This is a genomic window from Paenarthrobacter sp. 2TAF44 (assembly GCF_052114885.1).
Taxonomy (GTDB): Bacteria; Actinomycetota; Actinomycetes; order Actinomycetales; family Micrococcaceae; genus Arthrobacter.
On record NZ_JBFRFP010000017.1, the window covers coordinates 94,666 to 115,002 of the forward strand.

The following is a 20,337-nucleotide window of genomic DNA, read 5'->3' on the forward strand; positions in this document are numbered from 1 at the left end:
CTTCGCCAGCGTTCCATGGGCCAAGAGATGCTCTCGTTTTCGGCTTAAACGAACGCTGACTTTCCCGTTACCGCCCTGGCCACGATCATGGAGTTGATCTCGTAGCTGCCCTCATAGGTGTACAGGATTTCGGCGTCGCCGAAGAGCTTGCCCATCTCGTAATCCGTGGTGATGCCGTTTCCGCCCATCAAGGATCGGCCCATGGCCACGGACGAGCGCGCCAAACGGGTTGTGGTCGCCTTGCACATTGCGGCCTGCACCATTTCCAGCTTCCCGGCCTGCTGGATGCGCGCGAGTTCCACCATCAAGGACAGTGAGGCGTTGGCGTTGCCCAGGATGTCAGCTAGTTGCTGTTGGATGAGCTGGAATCTGGCCAATTCCTTGCCAAACTGCTTGCGTTCCAAGGCGTAGGAGCGGGCAATATCGAAGGCCGCAAGCTGGATGCCGGCAGCCTGCCAACCCACCCAGGCCCGCGAATCCCGCAACAGGTCATTGGCCCGCGAGAACGCTGTGGCGCCGGGCAGCAGGTTATCCGCAGGAATCCGAACGTCGTCCAGTGTGATGTCCGCGTTCTGCATGATGCGGAGACCGATCTTGTTGGTGATCTTTGTGGCCGAGTAGCCTGCCCGGTCCGACTCCACAATGAACCCCTTGATCTGATGATCGGACACGTCGCGCGCCCACACCAAGGCGAAGTCGGCAATTGTGCCGGCCCCAATCCAGCGCTTGGCACCGTTGATGACCCATTCGTCGCCGTCGCGTCGCGCCGTCGTCGAGAGTCCTCCGGCGATGTCCGAACCGTGGTCCGGTTCCGTGAGCGCAAAGGCGCCCAAGTGGGTGAAGGCCTCCAGCCCCGGAAGCCATTTCCGCTTCTGTTCGGGAGAGCCGAGTTCATGGATCATGCCCACGATGAGTTCGTTGTGGATGCCGACCAGTGCGGAAAGCGACACGTCTGCCCGGGCAATCTCGGTGTACATGAGGCCCTTGAACAGCTTGGAGGAGCCGTCGGTCTGGAGCCCGCCGAGTCCATATTTGGCCATCTCGGCCAGGAGCCCGAACGGGAACTCTTCGCGGTTCCAGTATTCGATGCTGGCGGCACGGATCCGCGTTTGGAGGAACTCCCGCACGTCCGCGTACCGCTCACGCTCCCCCGCAGGAAGCAGGTCCACCACGTGCATCAGGTCCGCCTCCGGATAAGGAGGCAGGATTTTCTGTATCGGTTCGCCGCTGGTAACGGTGCCGGCAGCTGCTTTTTCGTCGAGCATTTGACCCCTTCGTCATGTCCAACGCAGGCTCTTCCAAACCCTTGGATGTCCTAGTATATTGCAAGGTGATGTGGACCACTAGGCGGGATGCTCCGGCGACGGCGCCGAGGCACGATCCCCCCAGCGAAAGGCGGACTATGACAGTCACAGAAGACTTCCGTGCGGCGCGGGACCGGCTGCTGGAACTGCGCGAGGACTACAAGCAGGCGCACAGCGAATTCGAATGGCCACATTTTGACGAGTTCAACTTCGCCCTGGATTGGTTCGACCAGATCGCTGCCGATCCGGAACGGGGAAACAAGCCCGCACTGGTCATCGTTGAGCAGGACGGCAGTTCCACCCGGCGCACGTTTGCGGACCTTTCACAGCGTTCCTCCCAACTTGCCAACTGGCTGCGCAACGAGGGCGTCAAGCGCGGGGACCACATGATCATCATGCTCGGCAACCAGGTGGAGCTCTGGGAGCTCATGCTGGCTGGCATCAAACTGGGCATCGTCATGATCCCTACCACCACCCTTATGGGTGCCCGGGATCTGCAGGACCGCGTGGAACGCGGCGGTGCCAACTGGGTGGCCGCGGGTAGCGCCAACATCGGGAAGTTCACCGCTGTGGAGGGCGATTACACGCTGATCGAGATCGGCGGGGAACGCACCAACGCGGAAGCTAAACATTATGGAGATTCCTTCTCCGCACCGCAGGAGTTCAAGCCTGACGCCCCCACCAAAGCGGACGAGACGATGCTGCTCTACTTCACGTCCGGCACCACCTCGCGCGCCAAGCTCGTGGAGCACACCCACACGTCCTACCCCGTGGGCCACCTGTCCACGATGTACTGGATCGGCCTTGAACCCGGCGATGTCCACCTCAACGTCGCCTCTCCCGGCTGGGCCAAGCACGCCTGGTCCAACGTTTTCACCCCTTGGATCGCCGAGGCCTGCGTCTTCATCTACAACTACGAACGCTTCAATGCGGCCGCCCTCATGGACCAAATGGGCCGCGAAGGAGTCACAAGTTTCTGTGCACCCCCCACTGTCTGGCGCATGCTCATCCAGGCGGACCTCACACAGTTGACCTTGCCGCCGCAGAAAGTGGTGTCCGCCGGCGAACCGCTGAACGCCGAGGTCATCGGCCAGGTGGAGGAAGCGTGGGGCGTGACCATCCGCGACGGTTTCGGCCAGACCGAATCCACCGTCCAGATCGCAAACACCCCCGCGCAGCCGGTGAAGATCGGTTCCATGGGCAGGCCGCTGCCTGGTTACGACGTCGTCTTGGTCGATCCCCTCACCGGGAAGGAATCCGACGACGGCGAACTCTGCCTGCGCTTGGACCCCCGCCCAGTGGGGCTCATGAAGAGCTACTTCGGCGACGAAGCGAAAACAGCAGAAGCGTTCCGCGACGGTTACTACCACACCGGAGACATGGCCAGCCGGGACGCCGAAGGGGTCATCACTTATGTGGGCCGGGACGACGACGTCTTCAAATCCTCCGACTACCGGTTGTCGCCTTTCGAACTCGAAAGCGTACTCATCGAACACCCCGCAGTGGCGGAGGCCGCCGTCGTGCCTTCACCGGATCCCGTGAAACTGTCGGTGCCGAAGGCGTTTGTAGTGCTCGCCGCCGGCTACGAACCCGGACCCGCTGTTGCGGAGGACATCCTGCGGTACTGCCGCGAGCATCTGGCGCCCTTCAAACGGATCCGGCGACTCGAATTCGGCGAACTGCCAAAGACCATTTCGGGCAAGATCAGGCGTGTGGAACTACGCGGCACAGAAGTGGCCCGCCACGGTAGCGGACCCCTGCCGGCGGGTCTCGGCCTGGAGTACACCGAGGAAGAGTTCCCGAATCTGAAAGACTAGCCACCCGAGCAACGAAGGAGGCCCATGGGCACCCCACTCCCCCGCGACCCCATCGCCGACGCCCAACGCAACTGGGAACGGCATGGTTGGGGCGATGTTGCCGCGCCCATGGCTGCCATTACCGCGATCATGCGCACACAGCAGATCCTGCTTGCGCGCATCGAAACCGTCCTCAAACCGTTCGGACTGACCTTCGCACGCTACGAACTCCTCGCGCTGCTGAGTTTCGCCCGCAGCGGCGCACTCCCCATGAACAAGGCAAGTGCGCTCCTGCAGGTACACCCCACCTCGGTGACCAACGCCGTCGACCGTTTGGAAAAAGCCGGCCTGGTGGCCCGTTCCCCGCACCCAACCGACGGACGGACCACCCTGATCGAACTCACCGCCGAAGGCCGCACTCTCGCGAAGAAGGCGACGGCGGCCCTCAACTCCGAAGTTTTCGGTAAATCGGGCTTCGGAGACGACGACGTCGATCACCTTATCCGCGTCCTGGGCACCTTCCGCCGGGATGCCGGTGACTTCACGGAGGAGTGACTCACGGCGCTGGCGAGCGTATCCTAAAGTTCCATTGCCGCAGTTGGGGGTGGAGCCATGGCCAAGGACCCGGGACAACGCCGAAGAGGACAGCGCCGCAGCGCACTCCTGCGCGCTTTCCTCTTGGCTGTGCTGGGGTCCACCGCATGGATAATGTTGCTGGCCGGGCCTTCCTCGGCAGCGACGGACATTGGGCCTGTCATTCCTCCGCTGCCGGGCGGTACCACGGCGGTCACGCAGAACTCGGAGACTTCTCTAACACGGTCCGTCACGCCTGTGACCGGCACAGTGGACTCAGTGGTTTCCGCTCTGGAACCGCTCCCGGTGGTTCCCGAAGTTCCCGCACTACCTGCTGCTCCGGCAGTTCCCGCGCTACCCACCGCACCAGCGATCCCAAGTGTTCCCGCCGTTCCTGTACTCCCGTCGGTGGCCGTCCCCGAAATCCCGCTCGTCGGTCAAGTTCCCGAGGTACCGGGGCTACTTCCAGTGGAGGATGTCCCCGGCCTCCTGCCCGAAGTACCTGACATACTTCCAGTGCCCGCGCTTCCAGTGCCCGCGCTGCCTGGCTTACCCGACGTGCCGGAGTTGCCCGGGCTGCCCGGCCCGGTTCCAAACCCGCTGCCAAACCCCCTGCCGGGTTCGGTGCCAAACCAGCTACCAACCCCGCTCGACGTCGCCCCGCCTGCGGTGCCGACCCTCCGGGACGCCACTACCTCGCCCGCAGGCGCTCCCACGCTGCCCCTCGCCGTCGTACTCCAATCCACGCAAGCCGGGGCACCTCTGCTCGGAGGCATCAGCCTGCCCCTGCCCTTTTCAATGCATGATCCGGTGGGCATTCCGCCCGCGGCAATGCCCAGTCCCGTGAATCCCGTTCCGGACCCGCCGCTTCATCCAGCCTTGACGCCAAGCGCTGCGGGCTCATCAGGAGCCCGGGGCTCAAGCGCCTCGGCCCCCGGAGCATCCGACATTCCGGACGTCCTCTCACCGTTGCCCCCGCCTCGAGCTGGACCTGTCATGGACCCGCAACGAAGCGCAGCACCACAACCTTCGTACGATCCAAGGTCCCGACCTGACTGATGCGGTGGTTCCTGCTTTGGCAGGCACCACCACCTGCGACAACCGCCGCAGGCATATTCATCAGTCAGGAGGCACTCATGCTTCGCAAGATCCAGATTCCCGTCCGCAACCACGCAAGGGTATCCGCCAGCCGGGATATCGGCTTTTGGCCCGACTTCGTCGGCAACTGGCCGGACCCGATGCACGCGGAAAGGAGCCGGACAATCTGCTGAATGGGCCACATAGCCCAAGAAAATAACGACGCCGGCCGGATAGTCAGTCTGACTGCCCGGCCGGCGTCGTGCTGTCCGAAGTCATCATGGGCTGCTAGGGTGCGTTGCTGACACTTCAGGAGGAAACACGTGGGCTTTGCCGAAGAACTCAAGCACGAGTGCAGTAACGATTGGGACGCCGCCATCAATCATCCGTTCGTGGACCAGTTGCTCAGCGGGAGTCTTTCCGATGACGACCTGCGACGCTACCTCGTGCAGGATTACCAGTTCTGCGACGCTTTCACAGCACTCCTCGGGCAAGCAGTGGCTTCAGCTCCAGCACTGCGTTCCCGTCTGGTGTTCGCGCGCGTCCTGGGCGCATTCGCCTCGGACGAGAACACGTACTTCCAGGATTGCTTCAACGAACTGGACGTTCCGGAGGCTGATCGAAGCGCACCGGCACTGGGAATCGTGACGCGCGACTTCGACGCCCTCATGCGCAGCGCCCTGGCTACCCGTTCCTACCCGGACGTCCTGGCTGTCCTCCTTGTTGCCGAATGGCTGTACGGGGACTGGGCCGCGCGAGCCGGGGATCCTGCGGCATGGCCCACCGCACCGAAACATTCGGAGTGGATCCGCCTGCACAACAATCCCGAGTACAACGCCTGGGTGACATGGCTACGCGACGAGTTCAACGCCGTCGAACCTGTGTCGCCGGAAGACCGCACCCGCGTCGCTAAGACGTTCGCCGAAGCAGTCCGGCTGGAGCGGGCGTTCTTCGATGCGGCCCTGGTTCCGTCAAACGTCGCCCCGTCAGACGTCCTGGCTTAGGGGTAATTCCACAGCAAGCGGCTCATCCTCAGCCTGCTCCGGGCATGGCTCAGGAAACTCCCCAAGCTGTGTCCAGTGCCAGCCTTCCAAGCAGTCGTCGTTATCGCAGAACCGCGCCGTCATCACGTCCCCCACCTCGTTGCCTGGCTATCCCTTCTTTAAGAGGGGACAACTAGCGGGTCGTGACGCAGAAAGGCTTAGTGAATACCGGAGGTAAACGCGAAGATGAGGGCTGAGCCCAAGGACAGCAGGCCGATGCCATAGCCAACAATCAGGGCACCGATGGCAAAGGGCCGTCCGCGTTCTCCACGTTGCTGGATCTGGTTGAGGGCCACGTGACCTGCGCCCACAACGAAGATTGCGATGACGGCCATCCCCGCGAAGAACAGACCAACAAGGGCCAGCACCGCCATCGCTGCCGCCACGATGGCCTGGCGGTTGATCGGTTGGGCGGATGCTTCCGTTTGGCCGGTTTGAACGATCTCCGTTGACATGTTCTCTCCCCATTTGTCGGTGCCAACGAGTCTATCCTCGCGCATCCCAAAACGTGGCCAATCAACTACCGGTGTTTGAACTCGGGCTGCCGCTTCTCGCTGAACGCGGCCATGCCTTCCTTCTGGTCCTCAGTGGCGAAAAGCGAGTGGAACACGCGCCGTTCGAAAAGCACGCCCTGTGCCAGACCCATTTCAAACGCGGCGTTGACGGCTTCCTTGGCCACCATGGCTGCGGGCTTGGACTTGGAAGCGATGACCTCGGCGGCTTTCACTGCCTCATCAATCACTTCGGCTGCGGGGACAATCCGGGAGACAAGTCCGGAGCGTTCAGCTTCCTCGGCGTCCATGAAACGGCCCGTAAGGACCATGTCCATCGCTTTGGCCTTGCCAACGGCACGTGTGAGCCGCTGGGAGCCGCCCATTCCCGGAATGACACCCAGGTTGATTTCCGGTTGGCCGAATTTGGCGTTGTCCCCGGCAATGATGAAGTCCGCCATCATCGCCAATTCGCAGCCCCCGCCCAGGGCAAAGCCGGAGACCGCGGCAATGACAGGGATGCGGAGTCGCGTGAGGTCCTCCCAGCGGCGGAACCAGTCGGCTGCATACATTTCCATGTAGCTCTTGGAGGACATCTCCTTGATGTCGGCGCCCGCCGCGAACGCCTTGGCGGATCCTGTGATGACCACCGCGCCGATGTCAGGATCGGTGTCCATCGCCGTCACCGCGTCCACAAGCTCGTTCATGAGTGCTGTGTTCAGCGCATTCAGCGCCTGCGGCCGGTTCAAGGTCACCAGACCAACGCGGCCCCGGCGTTCCACCAGGATGTTCCCGTACTGCTCCGTCATGCTCTCCCTCTCACCCAACGTCATGTACACAGAACTCTCACACAGACTTATCGCGAATGTCCGTGATGATGCCCGAGAAGTCACGTCCGGCGCCCTCGCCGGCGGCGTAGGCATCGTAGATCCGGGATGCCAACGGTCCCATTTCCGCTGCAACTCCTGTGCTTTCCAACGCGTTTACAGCCAGCCGAAGATCCTTGGCCATCAGCGCCCCGGCAAAGCCGGGCTGGTAGTCGCGGTTGGCCGGGCTTGTAGGCACGGGACCGGGAACAGGACAGTTGGTGGTCAGGGCCCAACACTGACCGGAAGCGTTGGAAGCGACATCAAACAAAGCCTGGTGCGTCAGTCCAAGTTTCTCCCCGAGCACGAAGGCTTCGGCGACAGCAATCATGGATACACCCAGGATCATGTTGTTGCAGACCTTGGCTGCTTGCCCGGCACCGTGATCCCCGCAGTGCACGATCCTCTTGCCCATGAGTTCCAGGATGGGTTTGACGGTCTCAAAGTCCTCCGGCAAAGCGCCCACCATAAAAGTCAGGGTGCCGGCCTCGGCACCCACAACGCCACCGGAAACCGGCGCATCCACGGAACGGTGTCCCGCTTCCAAGGCAATTACGGCGGCCTGCCGGGCCTCGTCGACATTGATCGTGGAGCAATCCAGGAACAACGTGTTCGGCGCGGCAACCGACAGCAGCCCGGGCCCGTCAACACCGCGGTACGCGTCCAGCACGTGCTTGCCGCTGGGCAACATGGTCAACACCACGGCCGCGCCGTCCACGGCTTCCTGCGCGGTGGCCGCCATGGGAATCCCGTGCTCCTTGGCTGCCTCAACGGCGGCCGGCACGGGGTCATAGCCGATCACGTCGTGCCCGGCTTTGATCAGGTTGGCCGCCATGGGTCCGCCCATATGGCCGAGTCCGAGGAAAGCGATCAGTCCCGTTGCCGATGCTGCGTTCTCTGTCATATCGTCTCCTTCAACTGGTTAACTGCGAGCCCCAGCTCCCGCTCACCGAGGGATGCAAAGTAGCCCTCGACGTCGGGCTCGCGCACCTCAGCCAGCGTGGCGGGCTTCCATTGCGGGTTCCGGTCCTTGTCCACTACCTGTGCGCGGATGCCTTCACGAAAATCGGGCCCGGCCAGGCAGCGCAATCCCACCCGGTACTCCTGGTCCAGCGCTTCCTCCAGCGACATCCCCCGCACGCGCCGCAAGGATGCCAAAGTGACCTTCACGGAAGTGGGCGACTTCCTCTCAATGGTGTCGGCCGCGGAAGCTGCCTCGGGCGAAGAATCCCCCAGCGAGCGCAAACTCCGTACGATCTCCTCCGCGTCATCCTGGGCAAAGGCGGCGTTGATCCACTCCTGCTGGGCGGCCAGGGGCGAGTCCGGCGCCGCTTGGGCAAAGCGCCCGACGGCGTCCTCCGCCGTCGAGCTTTCCAACGCTTCCGCCAGTGCGGGCAGGCTTTCGGACGGCACGAAGTGGTCCGCCAGGCCGAGGAACAGGGCATCTGTCCCCGTGAGGTGGGCGCCGGTCAGGGCCGCATGGGTTCCCGTCTCCCCGGGTGAGCGGGACAGCAAAAGGGTGCCGCCGACGTCGGGCACGAAACCAATGGTGGTCTCAGGCATGCCGGTGCGCGTCCGCTCAGTAACGATGCGCACCGAGCCGTGCGCCGAAACCCCGACGCCGCCGCCCAGCACCAACCCGTCCATGAAGGCAACATAGGGCTTGGGGTAACGGGCAATGAGCGAGTTCAGCCGGTACTCGTCGGCCCAGAACTCCGCCGTTTCCGTTCCGCCCTGCAACATGTCCTTGTAGATGGCCACGATGTCGCCGCCGGCGCACAGCCCACGGTCGCCGGCGCCGCGCACCAGGACGGTTACCACGGCGTCGTCGTCAGCCCAGGCAGTCAACTGCTGGAGCATGGCTTTCACCATTCCCGCGCTGAGGGCGTTGACTGCCTGGGGCCGGTTGAGCGTCATGATGCCAAGATGGCCGCGGCGCCGGAAAAGAACGTCTTCTGCGTCCAAAGCCCCCATCAGCTGCCTGCCGGCATGATGAAGCTGGCGCCCTGTCGAATGCCGGAGGGCCACCGCGACGTCACGGTCTTGGTCTTGGTGTAGAAGCGGAAGGCATCGGCGCCGTGCTGGTTGAGGTCGCCGAAGCCCGAGGCTTTCCAGCCGCCAAACGTGTAATACGCGATCGGCACGGGAATGGGGACATTGATGCCCACCATGCCCACTTCCACGCGGCTGGCGAAGTCGCGGGCGGAGTCTCCGTCGCGGGTGAAAATTGCGACGCCGTTGCCAAACTCGTGCTCGCTGCAGAGCCTGAGCGCTTCGTCATAGTCAGCCGCGCGCAGCACGCTGAGGACCGGGCCGAAGATCTCTTCCTTGTAGATCTTCATGTCCTTGGTGACGTTGTCGAAGAGCGTGGGCCCAACCCAGAAGCCGCCCTCATAGCCGTCCACAGTGAGCCCGCGGCCGTCGGTGACAAGGGTTGCGCCTTCGTCAACGCCGGACTGGATGTAGCCTTCGATCCGTTCCTTGGCGGAAGCAGCAACCACGGGACCAAAGTCAGCGTCCTTGTCCAGGCTGTGCCCAACCTTGAGGTCCTTGACGCGCTCGGTCAGCTTGGCCACCAGGGCATCCGCTGTTTCCTGGCCCACCGGGACTGCAACAGAGATCGCCATGCAACGTTCGCCCGCGGAGCCGTAGCCGGCACCAATCAGGGCGTCGGCAGCCATGTCCAGATCGGCGTCGGGCATGATCACCATGTGGTTCTTCGCCCCGCCGAAGCACTGGGCGCGCTTCCCGTGCGCCGCCGCCGTGGCGTAGATGTACTGGGCGATCGGCGTGGAGCCGACGAAGCCAATGGCCTTGACGCGCGGATCCTCAAGCAGTGCGTCAACGGCTTCCTTGTCACCGTTGATCACGTTGAAGACGCCGTTGGGAACGCCGGCTTCGCTGTACAACTCGGCGAGCCGCAGCGGAACAGAGGGATCCCGTTCGGAGGGCTTGAGGATGAAGGCGTTGCCGGCTGCGAGCGCTGGCCCAGACTTCCAGAGGGGGATCATGGCCGGGAAGTTGAACGGCGTAATGCCCGCAACCACGCCCAGCGGTTGGCGCAGGGAATGCACGTCAATGCCCTGCCCCGCGTTGTCCGAGAACTCACCCTTGAGCAGGTGCGGCGCCCCTGCGGAGAATTCGACTACCTCGATGCCGCGCTGGATGTCGCCCTTGGCGTCGGCAAACGTTTTGCCGTGTTCGGAGGACAGGAGCTTGGCGAGCTCGTCCATGTTCTCGTTGACCAGGTCCACGAACTTGAGCAGGATGCGTCCCCTGCGCTGTGGGTTCATTGCCGCCCATTCGAGCTGGCCCTTTTCGGCATTTGCAATCGCGTTGCGGACCTCGTCCGCGCTGGCCAGCGGAAGCCGCGCCTGCACTTCGCCCGTGCAGGGATCGTAGACATCGCTGAACCGACCGGACGTGCCGTCGATCCTCTGGCCGTCTACGTAGTGTGAAAGCTCGCGCACCATGGTGGAATGCTCCTTTGCATCGTGAATGACTGCCGTACGGCTGGTTCCAGTAGTCGGCAGGAACGCCTCAGCGACTGTGAGCCAGGTCATCTCTGAACCGAATATACTCGGACTTCCTACTAATTTCCAGAGGAGGTTTTTCCGGCCCTATTCAACACCGGGCACTAGCTAGTGAACCTCTTTGAGTCCCTTGTAAGCGTCCAGGGCATCCTGCCGGGTGGTCTTGAGATCCACGATTTCCTCCGGGTAATCCGGCGTGCCGAACTCCTGGATCCAGCGCGCTATGTACTTGCCGTGGGGATCGAATTTGATGCGTTGGGCTTCTGGATTGAAGATCCGGAAGAACGGCGAAGCGTCCGCCCCTGAGCCCGCCACCCATTGCCAGTTGGCAGGGTTTGAGGCCGGGTCAGCATCCACAAGGGTGTCCCAGAACCACTGTTCGCCGAGTTGCCAATGGATGCCCAGGTTCTTCACCAGGAAGCTCGCCGCGATCATCCTCACCCGGTTGTGCATCCACCCCGTCTGCCAGAGTTGCCGCTGCCCGGCGTCCACCAAGGGGAATCCGGTGCGGCCCCGCTGCCAGGCGCGGAGCTCCCCTGCTGCAGACTCGTGACCGTCACTATCCGGCCAAGCCCACGGGAAGCGGTCAAACTCCTTGCGCAGGTTCGCTGTGGCGAGATCCGCGTTGTGGAAGTACTGGTGCCAACAGAATTCGCGCCAGCCGAGTTCGGAAGCGAAAATACTTGTGCTTTCCGATCTCTTGGTAGCCAGCGCCTGCCAAACCTCGAACGGGCTGAGCTCACCCCACCGCAGATACGGCGAAAGGCAACTGCTGCCATCGATATCCGGGCGATTTCGGCCTTCGTCGTAATCGGTGAGTCCATCCGCCACGAACTCCTTGAGCCGTTGGTGGCTGGCAACCGATCCTGGCGTCCACGCCTCCCGCAACCCTGCGGACCAGTCCGGCGTGGTGGGCAGCAGGTGCCATGACTCCAGCGAATCGAGCGCAGGGAGTTGGCCAGCGTAGCCTCGCCCTTCTTCCGGCACAGCCAACGGGTCCCGGAAGTCCCGGGCTGAAACAGTCCGCCAGAACGGGGTGAAAACCTTGTACTGGCCGCCCGTCTTGGTGGTGACTTCCCACGGCTCATGCAGCAGGGACGCCTGAAAACTCTCCACATGAATACCGGCATCACGAGCGCACGCCTTGATCCCGGCGTCGACCGTCCGCTCCGCCGGACCGTACCGGCGGTTCCAGAACAGCGCGCCCGCGTCGATCGCCCTCGTGATTTCCTGAACGACCGGGGCGGCCGGTCCCCGACGCAGCAGAAGCGGCACTCCAAGCGCTGCGAGTTGGTCCCGCAGCGCCGTCAACGAGTGGTGCAGCCACCAGCGTGCGGCACCGCCGTGGGCGCGGATGCCGGGCGATTCTTCGTCCAGGATGTAGAGCGCAACCGCCGCGCCATCATCGACGGCGGCACACAGGGCAGGGTTGTCCGTGACCCTCAGGTCGTCACGGAACCAGACGATGGCCGGCTTCACTATTACCCTCTTCCGGGCTCGTGTATGGCTGATGCCCCCAGGAATGCATCCTAAGGGCATCAGCTGTGCTCAAATTCGGGAACTCAAAGGGGGTTACCTCAAGGAAGGAACCGAGTCCTCACTTAACTGGGTCACTACGGGTACCCTGTTGTCGGTTTCAGTCCAGACAGGGACACTGTTCATCACGTAGTCCCTGGCTGCGGCGCCCACCATGTTCAGGCCGGGGTAGACGCGCTGGCCATGATCTTTCCTGGCGCGCAATCCTTCAAGTTCAAGGGCGGTCCTGAAAGCGGAATCAGGAATGGGCACTTTGCGTCCGAGGACGCACCAACTGATGTAAAGGCCGTAGAGGGTGTCAAAATCCAGCCCCTCCTCGGTGTCATCATCAAACACCACACAGTCACTCAGAAAACTACTGATTTGGGTGTCGGTCATTGCGGGGCCTCCGGTGGCGGAAGTTAAAAACGGGCCGCCGGGCTGCATCAGCGAATGTCCTGTTCCCCCACTATAGTCCTCTTGAGCTTCGCCTGTACTGGAAAGTAGGTGAACTCTGGATTGCATCGGCGTTGCGTCCCTGCTAAACGAACCTACATGCCTCTGGTGCCCACTGCCGCATCGGCGTAGCTTCGGATACGTCTACACATACGGCCGAGCCGACTCCCAGGCAAGCCGAGCAAAACCGCTTGTGCGGGCCATCGTTCCGCCCTGATTGGAGGCATAGACGTGGCTGGTTGGAACGCCGATACTGCCGCCGGGCCCCTTGGCTCCGGCACGGTCACGCTGGTGGAAGGCTCATCATTCTGCATTTCCGCTGCCAACGGAGACATCCGTCCGGAGCTACCGCAGGGGGTCTTCCATTTGGATACCCGGATCCTGTCCAAATGGGAATTGACGGTCAACGGACAACCACTTGAGCCACTGGCCGCGGAGACGAAGGAACCTTACCGGGCGCTCTTTGCCTGCCGGGTGCCCCGTTCGGACGGATATGCGGACAGTCCGCTGCTGGTGGAGCGCCTGCGCGAGGTCGGAGCCGGAATCCTGGAGAAGATCACAGTCCGGAACTACTCCACCAAGGCAGCTGATTGCCGGATCCTGCTGACGGTCGAGTCTGACTTCGCGGACCTCTTTGAAGTGAAGGAGGCCAGGATCACCCGTCACTGGACCGAAACCCGGCTTCCTGAGGGCAATTCCCTGGAAATCCGTGGCCGGTGGGAGGGTTTCCGAAAAAGCGTCGTCATCCAGGCCGAAGGTGCGGGTGCGGGAGCAAAGGCATTGGGCTTCAGGACCACGATTCCACCTTTCGGGGAATGGAGCACTCGGGTCACTGTTTTGCCAACCGCCGATGGCGTCGTGGCACCCTTCGTCCATCCAGCACGCGGGGAAATGTCGCCCAGCGACCGGCGTCGGCAAGATTGGGTGGACAAGATCCCCGTCCTGCATATTGGCAATCGATCCATTGAGCGGACCCTGCGGCGCAGCTACGAGGACCTCGGCGCCCTCAGGATCCAGGATCCGGACCATCCGGACAGGGTGGTTGTGGCCGCCGGCGCCCCATGGTTCATGACGTTGTTCGGCCGCGACTCCCTCTGGGCATCCGAGATGGCGTTGGCCGTTGACCCCTCCCTCGCTTTGGGGACGCTCCGAACGTTGGCCGACCGCCAGGGAACAGTGGTGGATCCGGTCAGCGAGGAAGAACCGGGCAAGATCCTGCATGAGGTGAGGCTCGATGTCTCCAGCGGCCTCGCTCTCGGCGGAAAGTCCACTTACTACGGCAGCGTTGATGCCACCCCGCTCTTCGTGGTTGTCCTGGGATCGGTCAGCCGCTGGGGTTTCGGCAAGGAAACCATTGCGGCCCTGCTTCCCAATGCGGACCGCGCCCTTGAGTGGATCCGCGATTACGGCGACCGGGACGGCGATGGCTTTGTGGAGTACGGTCGCCCCAATGAGCACGGGCTCATCAACCAAGGATGGAAGGACTCCTGGGACGGCATCAACTTTGCCGATGGCACCCTTGCCGAACCGCCCTTGGCGCTGTGCGAAGTCCAGGCGTACGTGCACGGCGCCTATACGTCCCGGGCCTGGATAGCGTACGACGCCGGCGACCTCACCTTGGCCGCGGAGCTTCAGGAACGCGCGGATCGCCTCAAGCAAAAGTTCAACGAAGAGTTTTGGCTTCCGGACAAGGGCTATTATGCCGTCGCTTTGGACCGCGACAAGAGGCCTGTTGACGCATGCGCCTCCAACATGGGCCACACCATGTGGTTTGGCTTGATGGATGAGGACAAGGCCCCCTCTGTGGTGGAGCACCTGATGTCCCCGGAAATGTTCAGTGGATGGGGAATCCGGACGTTGGCCAGCAACATGGGCGCCTACAACCCGGCCAGCTACCACAACGGCTCAGTCTGGCCGCACGACAATGCGTTGATTGTCCAAGGGCTGCTGCGGTACGGCTTTGTGGAAGAAGCACAACGGATTGCCACAGCGTTGCTGGAAGCCGCCGAGTATTCAGGTGGCCGGCTCCCGGAACTCTTCTGCGGCTTCGACCGGAAACAGTTCAGCGAACCGGTTCCCTATCCAACCGCCTGCTCACCCCAAGCATGGGCCGCCACAACTCCCATTCAACTGGTCATGGGCCTCATGCGCTATGACACGCACATTTCGTTGGGCGGCGTCTGGCTCGACCCCGTTTTGCCGCCATCCTTCGGAGACCTCCACATCGGCAACGCCCCCATGGGAAGCGGCCGAATCACCATCGACATCAGCGGTTCCAAACCCTCGGTCCAAGGCCTGCCGGAGGGGTTGACGTTCCACCATGCGCAACGACCCTGGCTCACTGAGCTATTGGAACAGGCGCACCTTCCGAGCCCGGAAAAGTAGGCGTCAAATAAGGGAGTCCCAAAAAAGCGAGCGGCCCGGAAAGCACCTCTAAAAGGGTACTTTCCGGGCGACATCAAGCGGGTTGCGTGAGGTAGTAACAGGCCTTACTGGATAGCGGCTTTGAGTTCCTTTGCAGCCAGTTCCGGATCAAGGGCGCTGTAGATGGCGCTGCCGGCCACGGCTACGTCGGCACCGGCCAACTGCACGGCCTGGATGGTGGACAGGTTGACACCGCCTGCAACCGAGAACGGTACACGGGCTTCTTCACCGGCGTTAAGGAGTCCGCGAAGGTCGAAGCCAGGCTGGGCTTGCTCGTCCAGGCCGGCGTGGAATTCGATGAACTTGGCCCCGAGAGCGCGGGCTTCCTTTGCACGGGTGACCTTGTCAGCGACGCCGATCAGGTCAACCACGATGCCCTTGTTGTGCTCCTGGGCTGCCTTGACGGCCCCTGCAATGGTGGAGTCGTCTGCAGTTCCGAGCACTGAGACGAGGTCGGCGCCGGCCTTGAAGGCGATGTCGGCTTCGAGTTCTCCAGCGTCCATCGTCTTCATGTCGGCAAAGACGATCTTGGTGGGATGTGCTTCCTTGATCGCGGTCACTGCGGAGAGGCCCGCTGCCTTGATCAGCGGGGTGCCCAGCTCGATGATGTCAACGTGCTCGGCTACTTTGCCGGCCAGTTCCAGGGCGGCCTCGGTGGTGAGGAGGTCCAGTGCGACTTGAAGTTTCATAGTGTTCTTACTTTCTTTGTGGGTTGTTGGTGAGTTGGAGTCGGCCCCAAGCAGCTAGCTCAACTGAGCAGCTAAGTCAGGCCTATTCGAGGTTGGCGTGACGCAGCCAGAGCTGTTCAGCGGGTTCGTCGGCGGCGTCCCACAGCGTCTGGAAAACCGACTCTGTAGCGAGGAACAGCGCCTGCTCGAAGAGGCTGCCGGAGTACTGGCGCGAAATGTTGGAACCGTGGTCCGTCTTTTGGGCGGCCGGGATAATCACCAAGGCGTCGGCCAGCCCCGCCAGGGGCGAGGAGGCGTTGGTGGTGATGGCAGCAACCTGTGCACCGGCCTCAAGTGCGGTTTGGGCAGCTTTGACCACACCCGACGTCGTACCCGAACCGGACGCGACCACCAGCAAGTCTCCGGAACTGATGGCCGGCGTGGTGGTGTCACCTGCGACGTGGACGGTCAGGCCAAGGTGCATCAGCCTCATGGCAGCCATCCTGAGGACCAGGCCGCTGCGCCCGGCTCCGGCGAGGAACACACGCCCGGCCCCACTGATCCTGTGTGCAAGATGGGCCAACTGAGCGTAGTCAATGCCGGAAGTAGTGTCAGCGACTTCGCCGAGGATCAGGGATACATTGCCGGCTACGTCCGCACTCGTGGCAGTTGCTGTTTCTGCGGTGACGTTCACATTCACTCCTTCGTGGATAGGTGCTCAAGCCTTTCGGGCCTACGGACAAGTCTTCCGGCTAGTTCGGGTAGGGGGAACGCCGAAAACGAGCAGTTCATACCACCCTTTTGGGTAGTTAACGTGGCTCATATTCCCTTAGGCTGCTTCCATGACCCAGCTGACCGATAGCAAACGCCGCCCGGATACCGGGGCCCTTCCGTGGCAGCTTCTGGACGCCGTCGCGGAAATAGCGCAGGCACCCTTGATGCGTATTGCAGAGAGCCTGCGTGGTGCGCTGGCCCCGTTCATCAAGTCCAGCGCCTTGGTGATTTTCACCGAGGACTGCACGGGCCGGCCGCAAAAGAAGGCGGGCGAGGAAAGCATTGTCAGCAGGGTTTCCATTCCGGAACTGGACCGTGTACGTGCCGCGATTCCAGACGAGGAACCGTGGCGGGGCAAGGCTGTTGTCGGGGGGACGGAGCGGGATGTACTGGCCTTGGGCTACGCACCGAGTAACGCCCTCCTGGTCCTCACGGATCCTGCAGAAGGCTTGGCAGAAGATGCGGAGCGTGTCCTCTCCTACCTTTGGCGGCTCACAGCGGCCCGTATCCAGGAGAAGGTCTCTGACGCGCCGCCGTCGTACCTTCTGGAGTCCCGCGCCGCATCAGCGGAGCGGATCCGCGTAACTGCCGAGTTGGTGGATCAGCACTCCACCACCTTGGAAACTGTGCTCGCGGCCTTGAGATCCAACTCCATGGACGACCACGCAGCCCGTACGGCCGTGACCGACATGACCGTCAAGGCCCTGATCAGCCTGCGCACTTTGAACGACCGCACCAGCGATCTTGTGGAGGAACCGGTCAGCACGGCGTTCGAAAGGCTTCGCGAGGACCTTCGGCCGCTGATGCACTTCAGCAACATCGATATCCAGTTCATCGAACCGCCTGCGAACGGCAGGGCATTGCCGGGCGAAGTAGCCCACGCCGCCCGCGCTGTGGTTCGAGGCCTCGTCCTGGCCATCGCCGAGCAACCCGACGTGCATCGTGTCCGGGCACAGTGGGACTGCGACGGCGAGAACCTGCTCATCAATGTCCGTGACGATGGCAGGGGCGAGCTATCCCCTGAGGCTCCCAACATCGAACGCCTGCGCCAACGCGTGCAGGCCGTTGACGGCAGGATGAGCCTGGACGTCATGCAGGGCTGGGGAGCCGACATCTCCGTTGTGCTGCCGCTGGATCCACCATCAGCGCCGGCAGGGGATGTCGCGGCGTGGGGCCTTGCGGCGAGGGAGCTGGAAGTCCTTCAACTACTGGCGGCCGGCCAACGTAACCGGGCCATCGCCGCTGAACTCAACGTCAGCGAAAATACTGTGAAGTTCCATATCCGGAACCTCTTCCGGAAGCTCGACGTCCGGTCCCGCACTGAGGCCATCGCTTTGGCGCACAGTGCGGGACTCCGGTAGCCGAACCCTAGTCCTGCCTTACGCTTAGTTCTTCTCTAGAAGGGCCAGCGTCTCGCGCTCGGCTCCGATGGTGGTGTTGTCCCCATGCCCGGTGCGCACCACCGTGTGGGCGGGCAGTGTCAGGAGCCGTTCCCGGATGGATGCCAGGATGGTGGGGTAATCGCTGTAGGACCGCCCGGTTGCTCCCGGACCACCGTTGAACAGGGTGTCTCCCGTGAAGACCGTGTCCTGTTCCTCAAGCAGGAAGCACGTGGATCCGGGCGAGTGGCCCGGCGTGTGGATGGCCCGCAATTCGGCTCCCGCAACGGTGAAAACGTCGCCGTCGCTGAGGTACTTGTCCGGTGTGGTGTCCGGGTAGACCTGCTCCCACAACACCAAGTCCTCGGGATGCAGGTAGATGGGTGCTTGAACGGCGTCAGCAACCTCCCGCACGGCCCCAATATGGTCGTTGTGGGCGTGGGTCAGCAGGATGGCCAGTACTTTGCGGCCCTGCACCTGCTCGATGATGGCCTGGGCATCGTGCGGGGCATCGATGATGACGCATTCCTGCTCGTCCCCAACAATCCAGACGTTGTTGTCCACGTCCCAGGTGCCGCCGTCGAGCGAAAACGTTCCGGAAGTGACCCGGTTCTGTACGGTGACGGCCATCAGAGCGCCACCGCCGGCTCGATTTCCACCACGGAGCGAAGGACTTTGCCTTCCTGCATCCGGGCGAAGGCTTCCTCCACCTGGTCGATGGTGATGCGTTCGGTCACGAAGGCGTCCAGGTTCAGGTTGCCTTGCTTGTAGTGCTCCACCAGCATTGGGAAGTCGCGGGAAGGCAGGCAGTCGCCGTACCAGGAGGACTTCAAGGATCCGCCGCGGCCGAAGACATCCAGCAGCGGCAGCTCCAGTGTGGCGGTGGGCGAAGGAACACCAACCAGGACAACGCGGCCTGCGAGATCGCGGGCGTAGAAAGCCTGCTTGTACGTTTCGGGACGTCCGACGGCGTCAATCACCAGGTCTGCGCCGTTGCCTCCCGTCAGGGCCCGGATAGCTTCTACCGGATCCTCGAGGCTGGAGTTCACTCCGTGGGTGGCTCCCAGGGACTTGGCCATGTCCACCTTGTTGGCATCGATGTCCACGGCAATGATGGTGGTGGCACCGGCCAGCTTGGCACCGGCAATCGCGGCAATGCCGACGCCGCCGCACCCGATGACGGCCACGGACTCGCCGCGCTTGACCTCGCCGGTATTGATAGCTGCCCCGATGCCGGCCATCACGCCGCATCCCAGCAGACCTACTGCGGCGGGATCCACTGAATCATCTACCTTGGTGCATTGCCCCGCAGCCACGAGGGTCTTCTCGGCGAAGGCACCGATTCCCAGTGCCGGCGAAAGCTCAGTGCCATCTTCCAGCGTCATCTTCTGGGTGGCGTTGTGGGTGTTGAAGCAGTACTGCGGCTGGCCCTTTGCGCAGGCACGGCATTGACCACACACCGCACGCCAGTTCAGGATGACCCTGTCGCCGGGGGCGACTTCCGTGACATCCGGGCCTACCGCGCTGACCACGCCCGTGGCTTCGTGGCCGAGAAGGAACGGGAAATCGTCCGAGATGCCACCCTGCTGGTAGTGGAGATCGGTGTGGCACACACCGCAGGTGAGGATATCCACCAACGCCTCACCCGGCCCTGGATCCGGGACAAGGATGGTCTCCAAGGTAACCGGAGCGTTCTTTTCCTTGGCGATGACAGCTTTTACTTTGTGAACCACGATCGGTTCCTTTCTCAGTCGCAAAACGGAACGGTGGGCGTCCTACGAAACTTACCAGCCGCGCTCGGCGAGGCGGTGGGGCTGCGGGATTTCATCGACGTTGATGCCGACCATGGCTTCGCCCAGGCCGCGGGAGACCTTGGCGATGACATCGGGATCATCGTAATAGGCGGTCGCCTTCACGACGGCGGCAGCGCGCTCTGCGGGGTTGCCGGACTTGAAGATACCCGAACCAACGAACACGCCATCAGCGCCGAGCTGCATCATCATCGCAGCATCTGCCGGGGTTGCGATGCCACCGGCGGTGAACAGCACCACCGGGAGCTTGCCCGTGGCGGCAACTTCCTTGACCAGCTCGTACGGGGCCTGCAGCTCCTTGGCCGCGACATACAGCTCGTCTTCGGGAAGGGCTGCGAGTTTGGCGATTTCGGAACGGATCTTGCGCATGTGGCCGGTGGCGTTGGAAACATCGCCGGTGCCGGCTTCGCCCTTGGAACGGATCATCGCCGCGCCTTCGTTGATGCGGCGCAGGGCCTCACCGAGGTTGGTGGCGCCGCAGACGAAGGGAACGGTGAAGTTCCACTTGTCGATGTGGTTCACGTAGTCGGCCGGGGTCAGGACCTCGGACTCGTCGATGTAGTCCACGCCGAGGGACTGCAGGACCTGGGCTTCGACGAAGTGGCCGATGCGGGCCTTGGCCATGAC

19 protein-coding genes are annotated in these 20,337 nt (G+C 62.8%); 6 read left to right on the plus strand and 13 right to left on the minus strand.

Annotated features, from left to right (window positions below; genetic code table 11):
* Positions 1-44: 44 nt before the first annotated feature.
* Positions 45-1,265 (minus strand): acyl-CoA dehydrogenase family protein, encoded by a 1,221-nt coding sequence (locus tag AB4Z15_RS17095; RefSeq protein ID WP_442018236.1) that lies wholly within the window; start codon positions 1,263-1,265, stop codon positions 45-47.
* 137 nt (positions 1,266-1,402) lie between these two features.
* On the opposite strand from AB4Z15_RS17095, the gene AB4Z15_RS17100 reads away from it, so the two are divergent.
* The 4 genes from AB4Z15_RS17100 to AB4Z15_RS17115 all read left to right on the plus strand — a co-directional run bounded on the left by AB4Z15_RS17100 (position 1,403) and on the right by AB4Z15_RS17115 (position 5,754).
* The gene (locus AB4Z15_RS17100) at positions 1,403-3,121 is read left to right on the plus strand and encodes an AMP-binding protein (protein WP_442018237.1); all 1,719 of its coding nucleotides are present in this window, start codon (positions 1,403-1,405) and stop codon (positions 3,119-3,121) included.
* Positions 3,122-3,145: 24 nt separating this feature from the next.
* The gene (locus AB4Z15_RS17105; protein ID WP_442018238.1) at positions 3,146-3,655 is read left to right on the plus strand and encodes a MarR family winged helix-turn-helix transcriptional regulator; all 510 of its coding nucleotides are present in this window, start codon (positions 3,146-3,148) and stop codon (positions 3,653-3,655) included.
* Positions 3,656-3,712: 57 nt separating this feature from the next.
* Positions 3,713-4,732: a hypothetical protein gene (locus AB4Z15_RS17110; protein WP_442018239.1), complete on the plus strand. Its 1,020-nt coding sequence runs from the start codon at positions 3,713-3,715 to the stop codon at positions 4,730-4,732.
* 341 nt (positions 4,733-5,073) lie between these two features.
* Positions 5,074-5,754 (plus strand): TenA family protein, encoded by a 681-nt coding sequence (locus AB4Z15_RS17115; protein ID WP_442018240.1) that lies wholly within the window; start codon positions 5,074-5,076, stop codon positions 5,752-5,754.
* 197 nt (positions 5,755-5,951) lie between these two features.
* Here AB4Z15_RS17115 and AB4Z15_RS17120 read toward each other — a convergent pair whose 3' ends face one another.
* From AB4Z15_RS17120 to AB4Z15_RS17150, 7 genes are all read right to left on the minus strand, one after another.
* A complete protein-coding gene (locus AB4Z15_RS17120) occupies positions 5,952-6,248 on the minus strand; it encodes a DUF4190 domain-containing protein (protein WP_442018241.1) in 297 nt (98 codons plus the stop codon).
* A 65-nt stretch (positions 6,249-6,313) separates the two neighbouring features.
* Entirely contained in the window at positions 6,314-7,093 is a 780-nt protein-coding gene (locus AB4Z15_RS17125; protein ID WP_442018242.1) for an enoyl-CoA hydratase, read from the minus strand.
* Positions 7,094-7,130: 37 nt separating this feature from the next.
* Positions 7,131-8,054, minus strand: a complete 924-nt coding sequence (mmsB, locus tag AB4Z15_RS17130; RefSeq protein ID WP_442018243.1) for a 3-hydroxyisobutyrate dehydrogenase — start codon at positions 8,052-8,054, stop codon at positions 7,131-7,133.
* On the minus strand, positions 8,051-9,124 hold the full coding sequence (locus AB4Z15_RS17135; RefSeq protein ID WP_442018244.1) for an enoyl-CoA hydratase/isomerase family protein: 1,074 nt from the start codon (positions 9,122-9,124) through the stop codon (positions 8,051-8,053). Before AB4Z15_RS17135 ends, mmsB begins: the two co-directional genes overlap by 4 nt.
* Positions 9,124-10,623: a CoA-acylating methylmalonate-semialdehyde dehydrogenase gene (locus AB4Z15_RS17140; protein WP_442018255.1), complete on the minus strand. Its 1,500-nt coding sequence runs from the start codon at positions 10,621-10,623 to the stop codon at positions 9,124-9,126. Before AB4Z15_RS17140 ends, AB4Z15_RS17135 begins: the two co-directional genes overlap by 1 nt.
* A 168-nt stretch (positions 10,624-10,791) precedes the next feature.
* The gene (locus AB4Z15_RS17145) at positions 10,792-12,162 is read right to left on the minus strand and encodes a cryptochrome/photolyase family protein (protein WP_442018245.1); all 1,371 of its coding nucleotides are present in this window, start codon (positions 12,160-12,162) and stop codon (positions 10,792-10,794) included.
* A gap of 93 nt (positions 12,163-12,255) precedes the next feature.
* Positions 12,256-12,597: a hypothetical protein gene (locus tag AB4Z15_RS17150; RefSeq protein WP_442018246.1), complete on the minus strand. Its 342-nt coding sequence runs from the start codon at positions 12,595-12,597 to the stop codon at positions 12,256-12,258.
* A 288-nt stretch (positions 12,598-12,885) separates the two neighbouring features.
* Here AB4Z15_RS17150 and AB4Z15_RS17155 point away from each other — a divergent pair, with 288 nt between their 5' ends.
* Positions 12,886-15,039 carry an amylo-alpha-1,6-glucosidase gene (locus AB4Z15_RS17155; protein ID WP_442018247.1) on the plus strand — a complete coding sequence of 718 codons (2,154 nt, stop codon included), beginning with the start codon at positions 12,886-12,888 and terminating at the stop codon, positions 15,037-15,039.
* Between the two features lie 104 nt (positions 15,040-15,143).
* On the opposite strand, the gene hxlA is transcribed toward AB4Z15_RS17155, so the two are convergent.
* Both hxlA and hxlB read right to left on the minus strand, forming a co-directional pair.
* On the minus strand, positions 15,144-15,767 hold the full coding sequence (hxlA, locus tag AB4Z15_RS17160; RefSeq protein WP_442018248.1) for a 3-hexulose-6-phosphate synthase: 624 nt from the start codon (positions 15,765-15,767) through the stop codon (positions 15,144-15,146).
* Between the two features lie 82 nt (positions 15,768-15,849).
* Positions 15,850-16,440, minus strand: a complete 591-nt coding sequence (gene hxlB / locus AB4Z15_RS17165; protein WP_442018249.1) for a 6-phospho-3-hexuloisomerase — start codon at positions 16,438-16,440, stop codon at positions 15,850-15,852.
* Positions 16,441-16,588: 148 nt separating this feature from the next.
* Between hxlB and AB4Z15_RS17170 the strand changes: the two genes are divergently transcribed.
* Positions 16,589-17,881, plus strand: coding sequence for a LuxR C-terminal-related transcriptional regulator (locus AB4Z15_RS17170; RefSeq protein ID WP_442018250.1), 1,293 nt, complete (start codon positions 16,589-16,591; stop codon positions 17,879-17,881).
* 24 nt (positions 17,882-17,905) lie between these two features.
* Here the strand turns inward: AB4Z15_RS17170 and AB4Z15_RS17175 are convergent, their stop codons facing one another.
* The 3 genes from AB4Z15_RS17175 to AB4Z15_RS17185 form a co-directional block, all read right to left on the minus strand.
* Positions 17,906-18,529, minus strand: a complete 624-nt coding sequence (locus AB4Z15_RS17175; protein ID WP_442018251.1) for an MBL fold metallo-hydrolase — start codon at positions 18,527-18,529, stop codon at positions 17,906-17,908.
* Complete coding sequence (locus tag AB4Z15_RS17180; RefSeq protein WP_431117795.1) at positions 18,529-19,632, minus strand: S-(hydroxymethyl)mycothiol dehydrogenase; 1,104 nt, start codon at positions 19,630-19,632, stop codon at positions 18,529-18,531. Before AB4Z15_RS17180 ends, AB4Z15_RS17175 begins: the two co-directional genes overlap by 1 nt.
* 51 nt (positions 19,633-19,683) lie before the next feature.
* Positions 19,684-20,337 (minus strand): pyridoxal 5'-phosphate synthase lyase subunit PdxS (locus tag AB4Z15_RS17185; protein WP_442018252.1); only part of this gene is annotated, 654 nt, incomplete at its 5' end.

Coding starts and splice junctions, on each gene's coding strand:
- AB4Z15_RS17095 (WP_442018236.1), bottom strand. CDS start 1,265: ATGCTCGACGAAAAAGCAGCTGCCGGCACCGTTACCAGCGGCGAACCG.
- AB4Z15_RS17100 (WP_442018237.1), top strand. CDS start 1,403: ATGACAGTCACAGAAGACTTCCGTGCGGCGCGGGACCGGCTGCTGGAA.
- AB4Z15_RS17105 (WP_442018238.1), top strand. CDS start 3,146: ATGGGCACCCCACTCCCCCGCGACCCCATCGCCGACGCCCAACGCAAC.
- AB4Z15_RS17110 (WP_442018239.1), top strand. CDS start 3,713: ATGGCCAAGGACCCGGGACAACGCCGAAGAGGACAGCGCCGCAGCGCA.
- AB4Z15_RS17120 (WP_442018241.1), bottom strand. CDS start 6,248: ATGTCAACGGAGATCGTTCAAACCGGCCAAACGGAAGCATCCGCCCAA.
- AB4Z15_RS17125 (WP_442018242.1), bottom strand. CDS start 7,093: ATGACGGAGCAGTACGGGAACATCCTGGTGGAACGCCGGGGCCGCGTT.
- mmsB (WP_442018243.1), bottom strand. CDS start 8,054: ATGACAGAGAACGCAGCATCGGCAACGGGACTGATCGCTTTCCTCGGA.
- AB4Z15_RS17135 (WP_442018244.1), bottom strand. CDS start 9,124: ATGGGGGCTTTGGACGCAGAAGACGTTCTTTTCCGGCGCCGCGGCCAT.
- AB4Z15_RS17140 (WP_442018255.1), bottom strand. CDS start 10,623: ATGGTGCGCGAGCTTTCACACTACGTAGACGGCCAGAGGATCGACGGC.
- AB4Z15_RS17150 (WP_442018246.1), bottom strand. CDS start 12,597: ATGACCGACACCCAAATCAGTAGTTTTCTGAGTGACTGTGTGGTGTTT.
- hxlA (WP_442018248.1), bottom strand. CDS start 15,767: ATGAAACTTCAAGTCGCACTGGACCTCCTCACCACCGAGGCCGCCCTG.
- AB4Z15_RS17170 (WP_442018250.1), top strand. CDS start 16,589: ATGACCCAGCTGACCGATAGCAAACGCCGCCCGGATACCGGGGCCCTT.
- AB4Z15_RS17175 (WP_442018251.1), bottom strand. CDS start 18,529: ATGGCCGTCACCGTACAGAACCGGGTCACTTCCGGAACGTTTTCGCTC.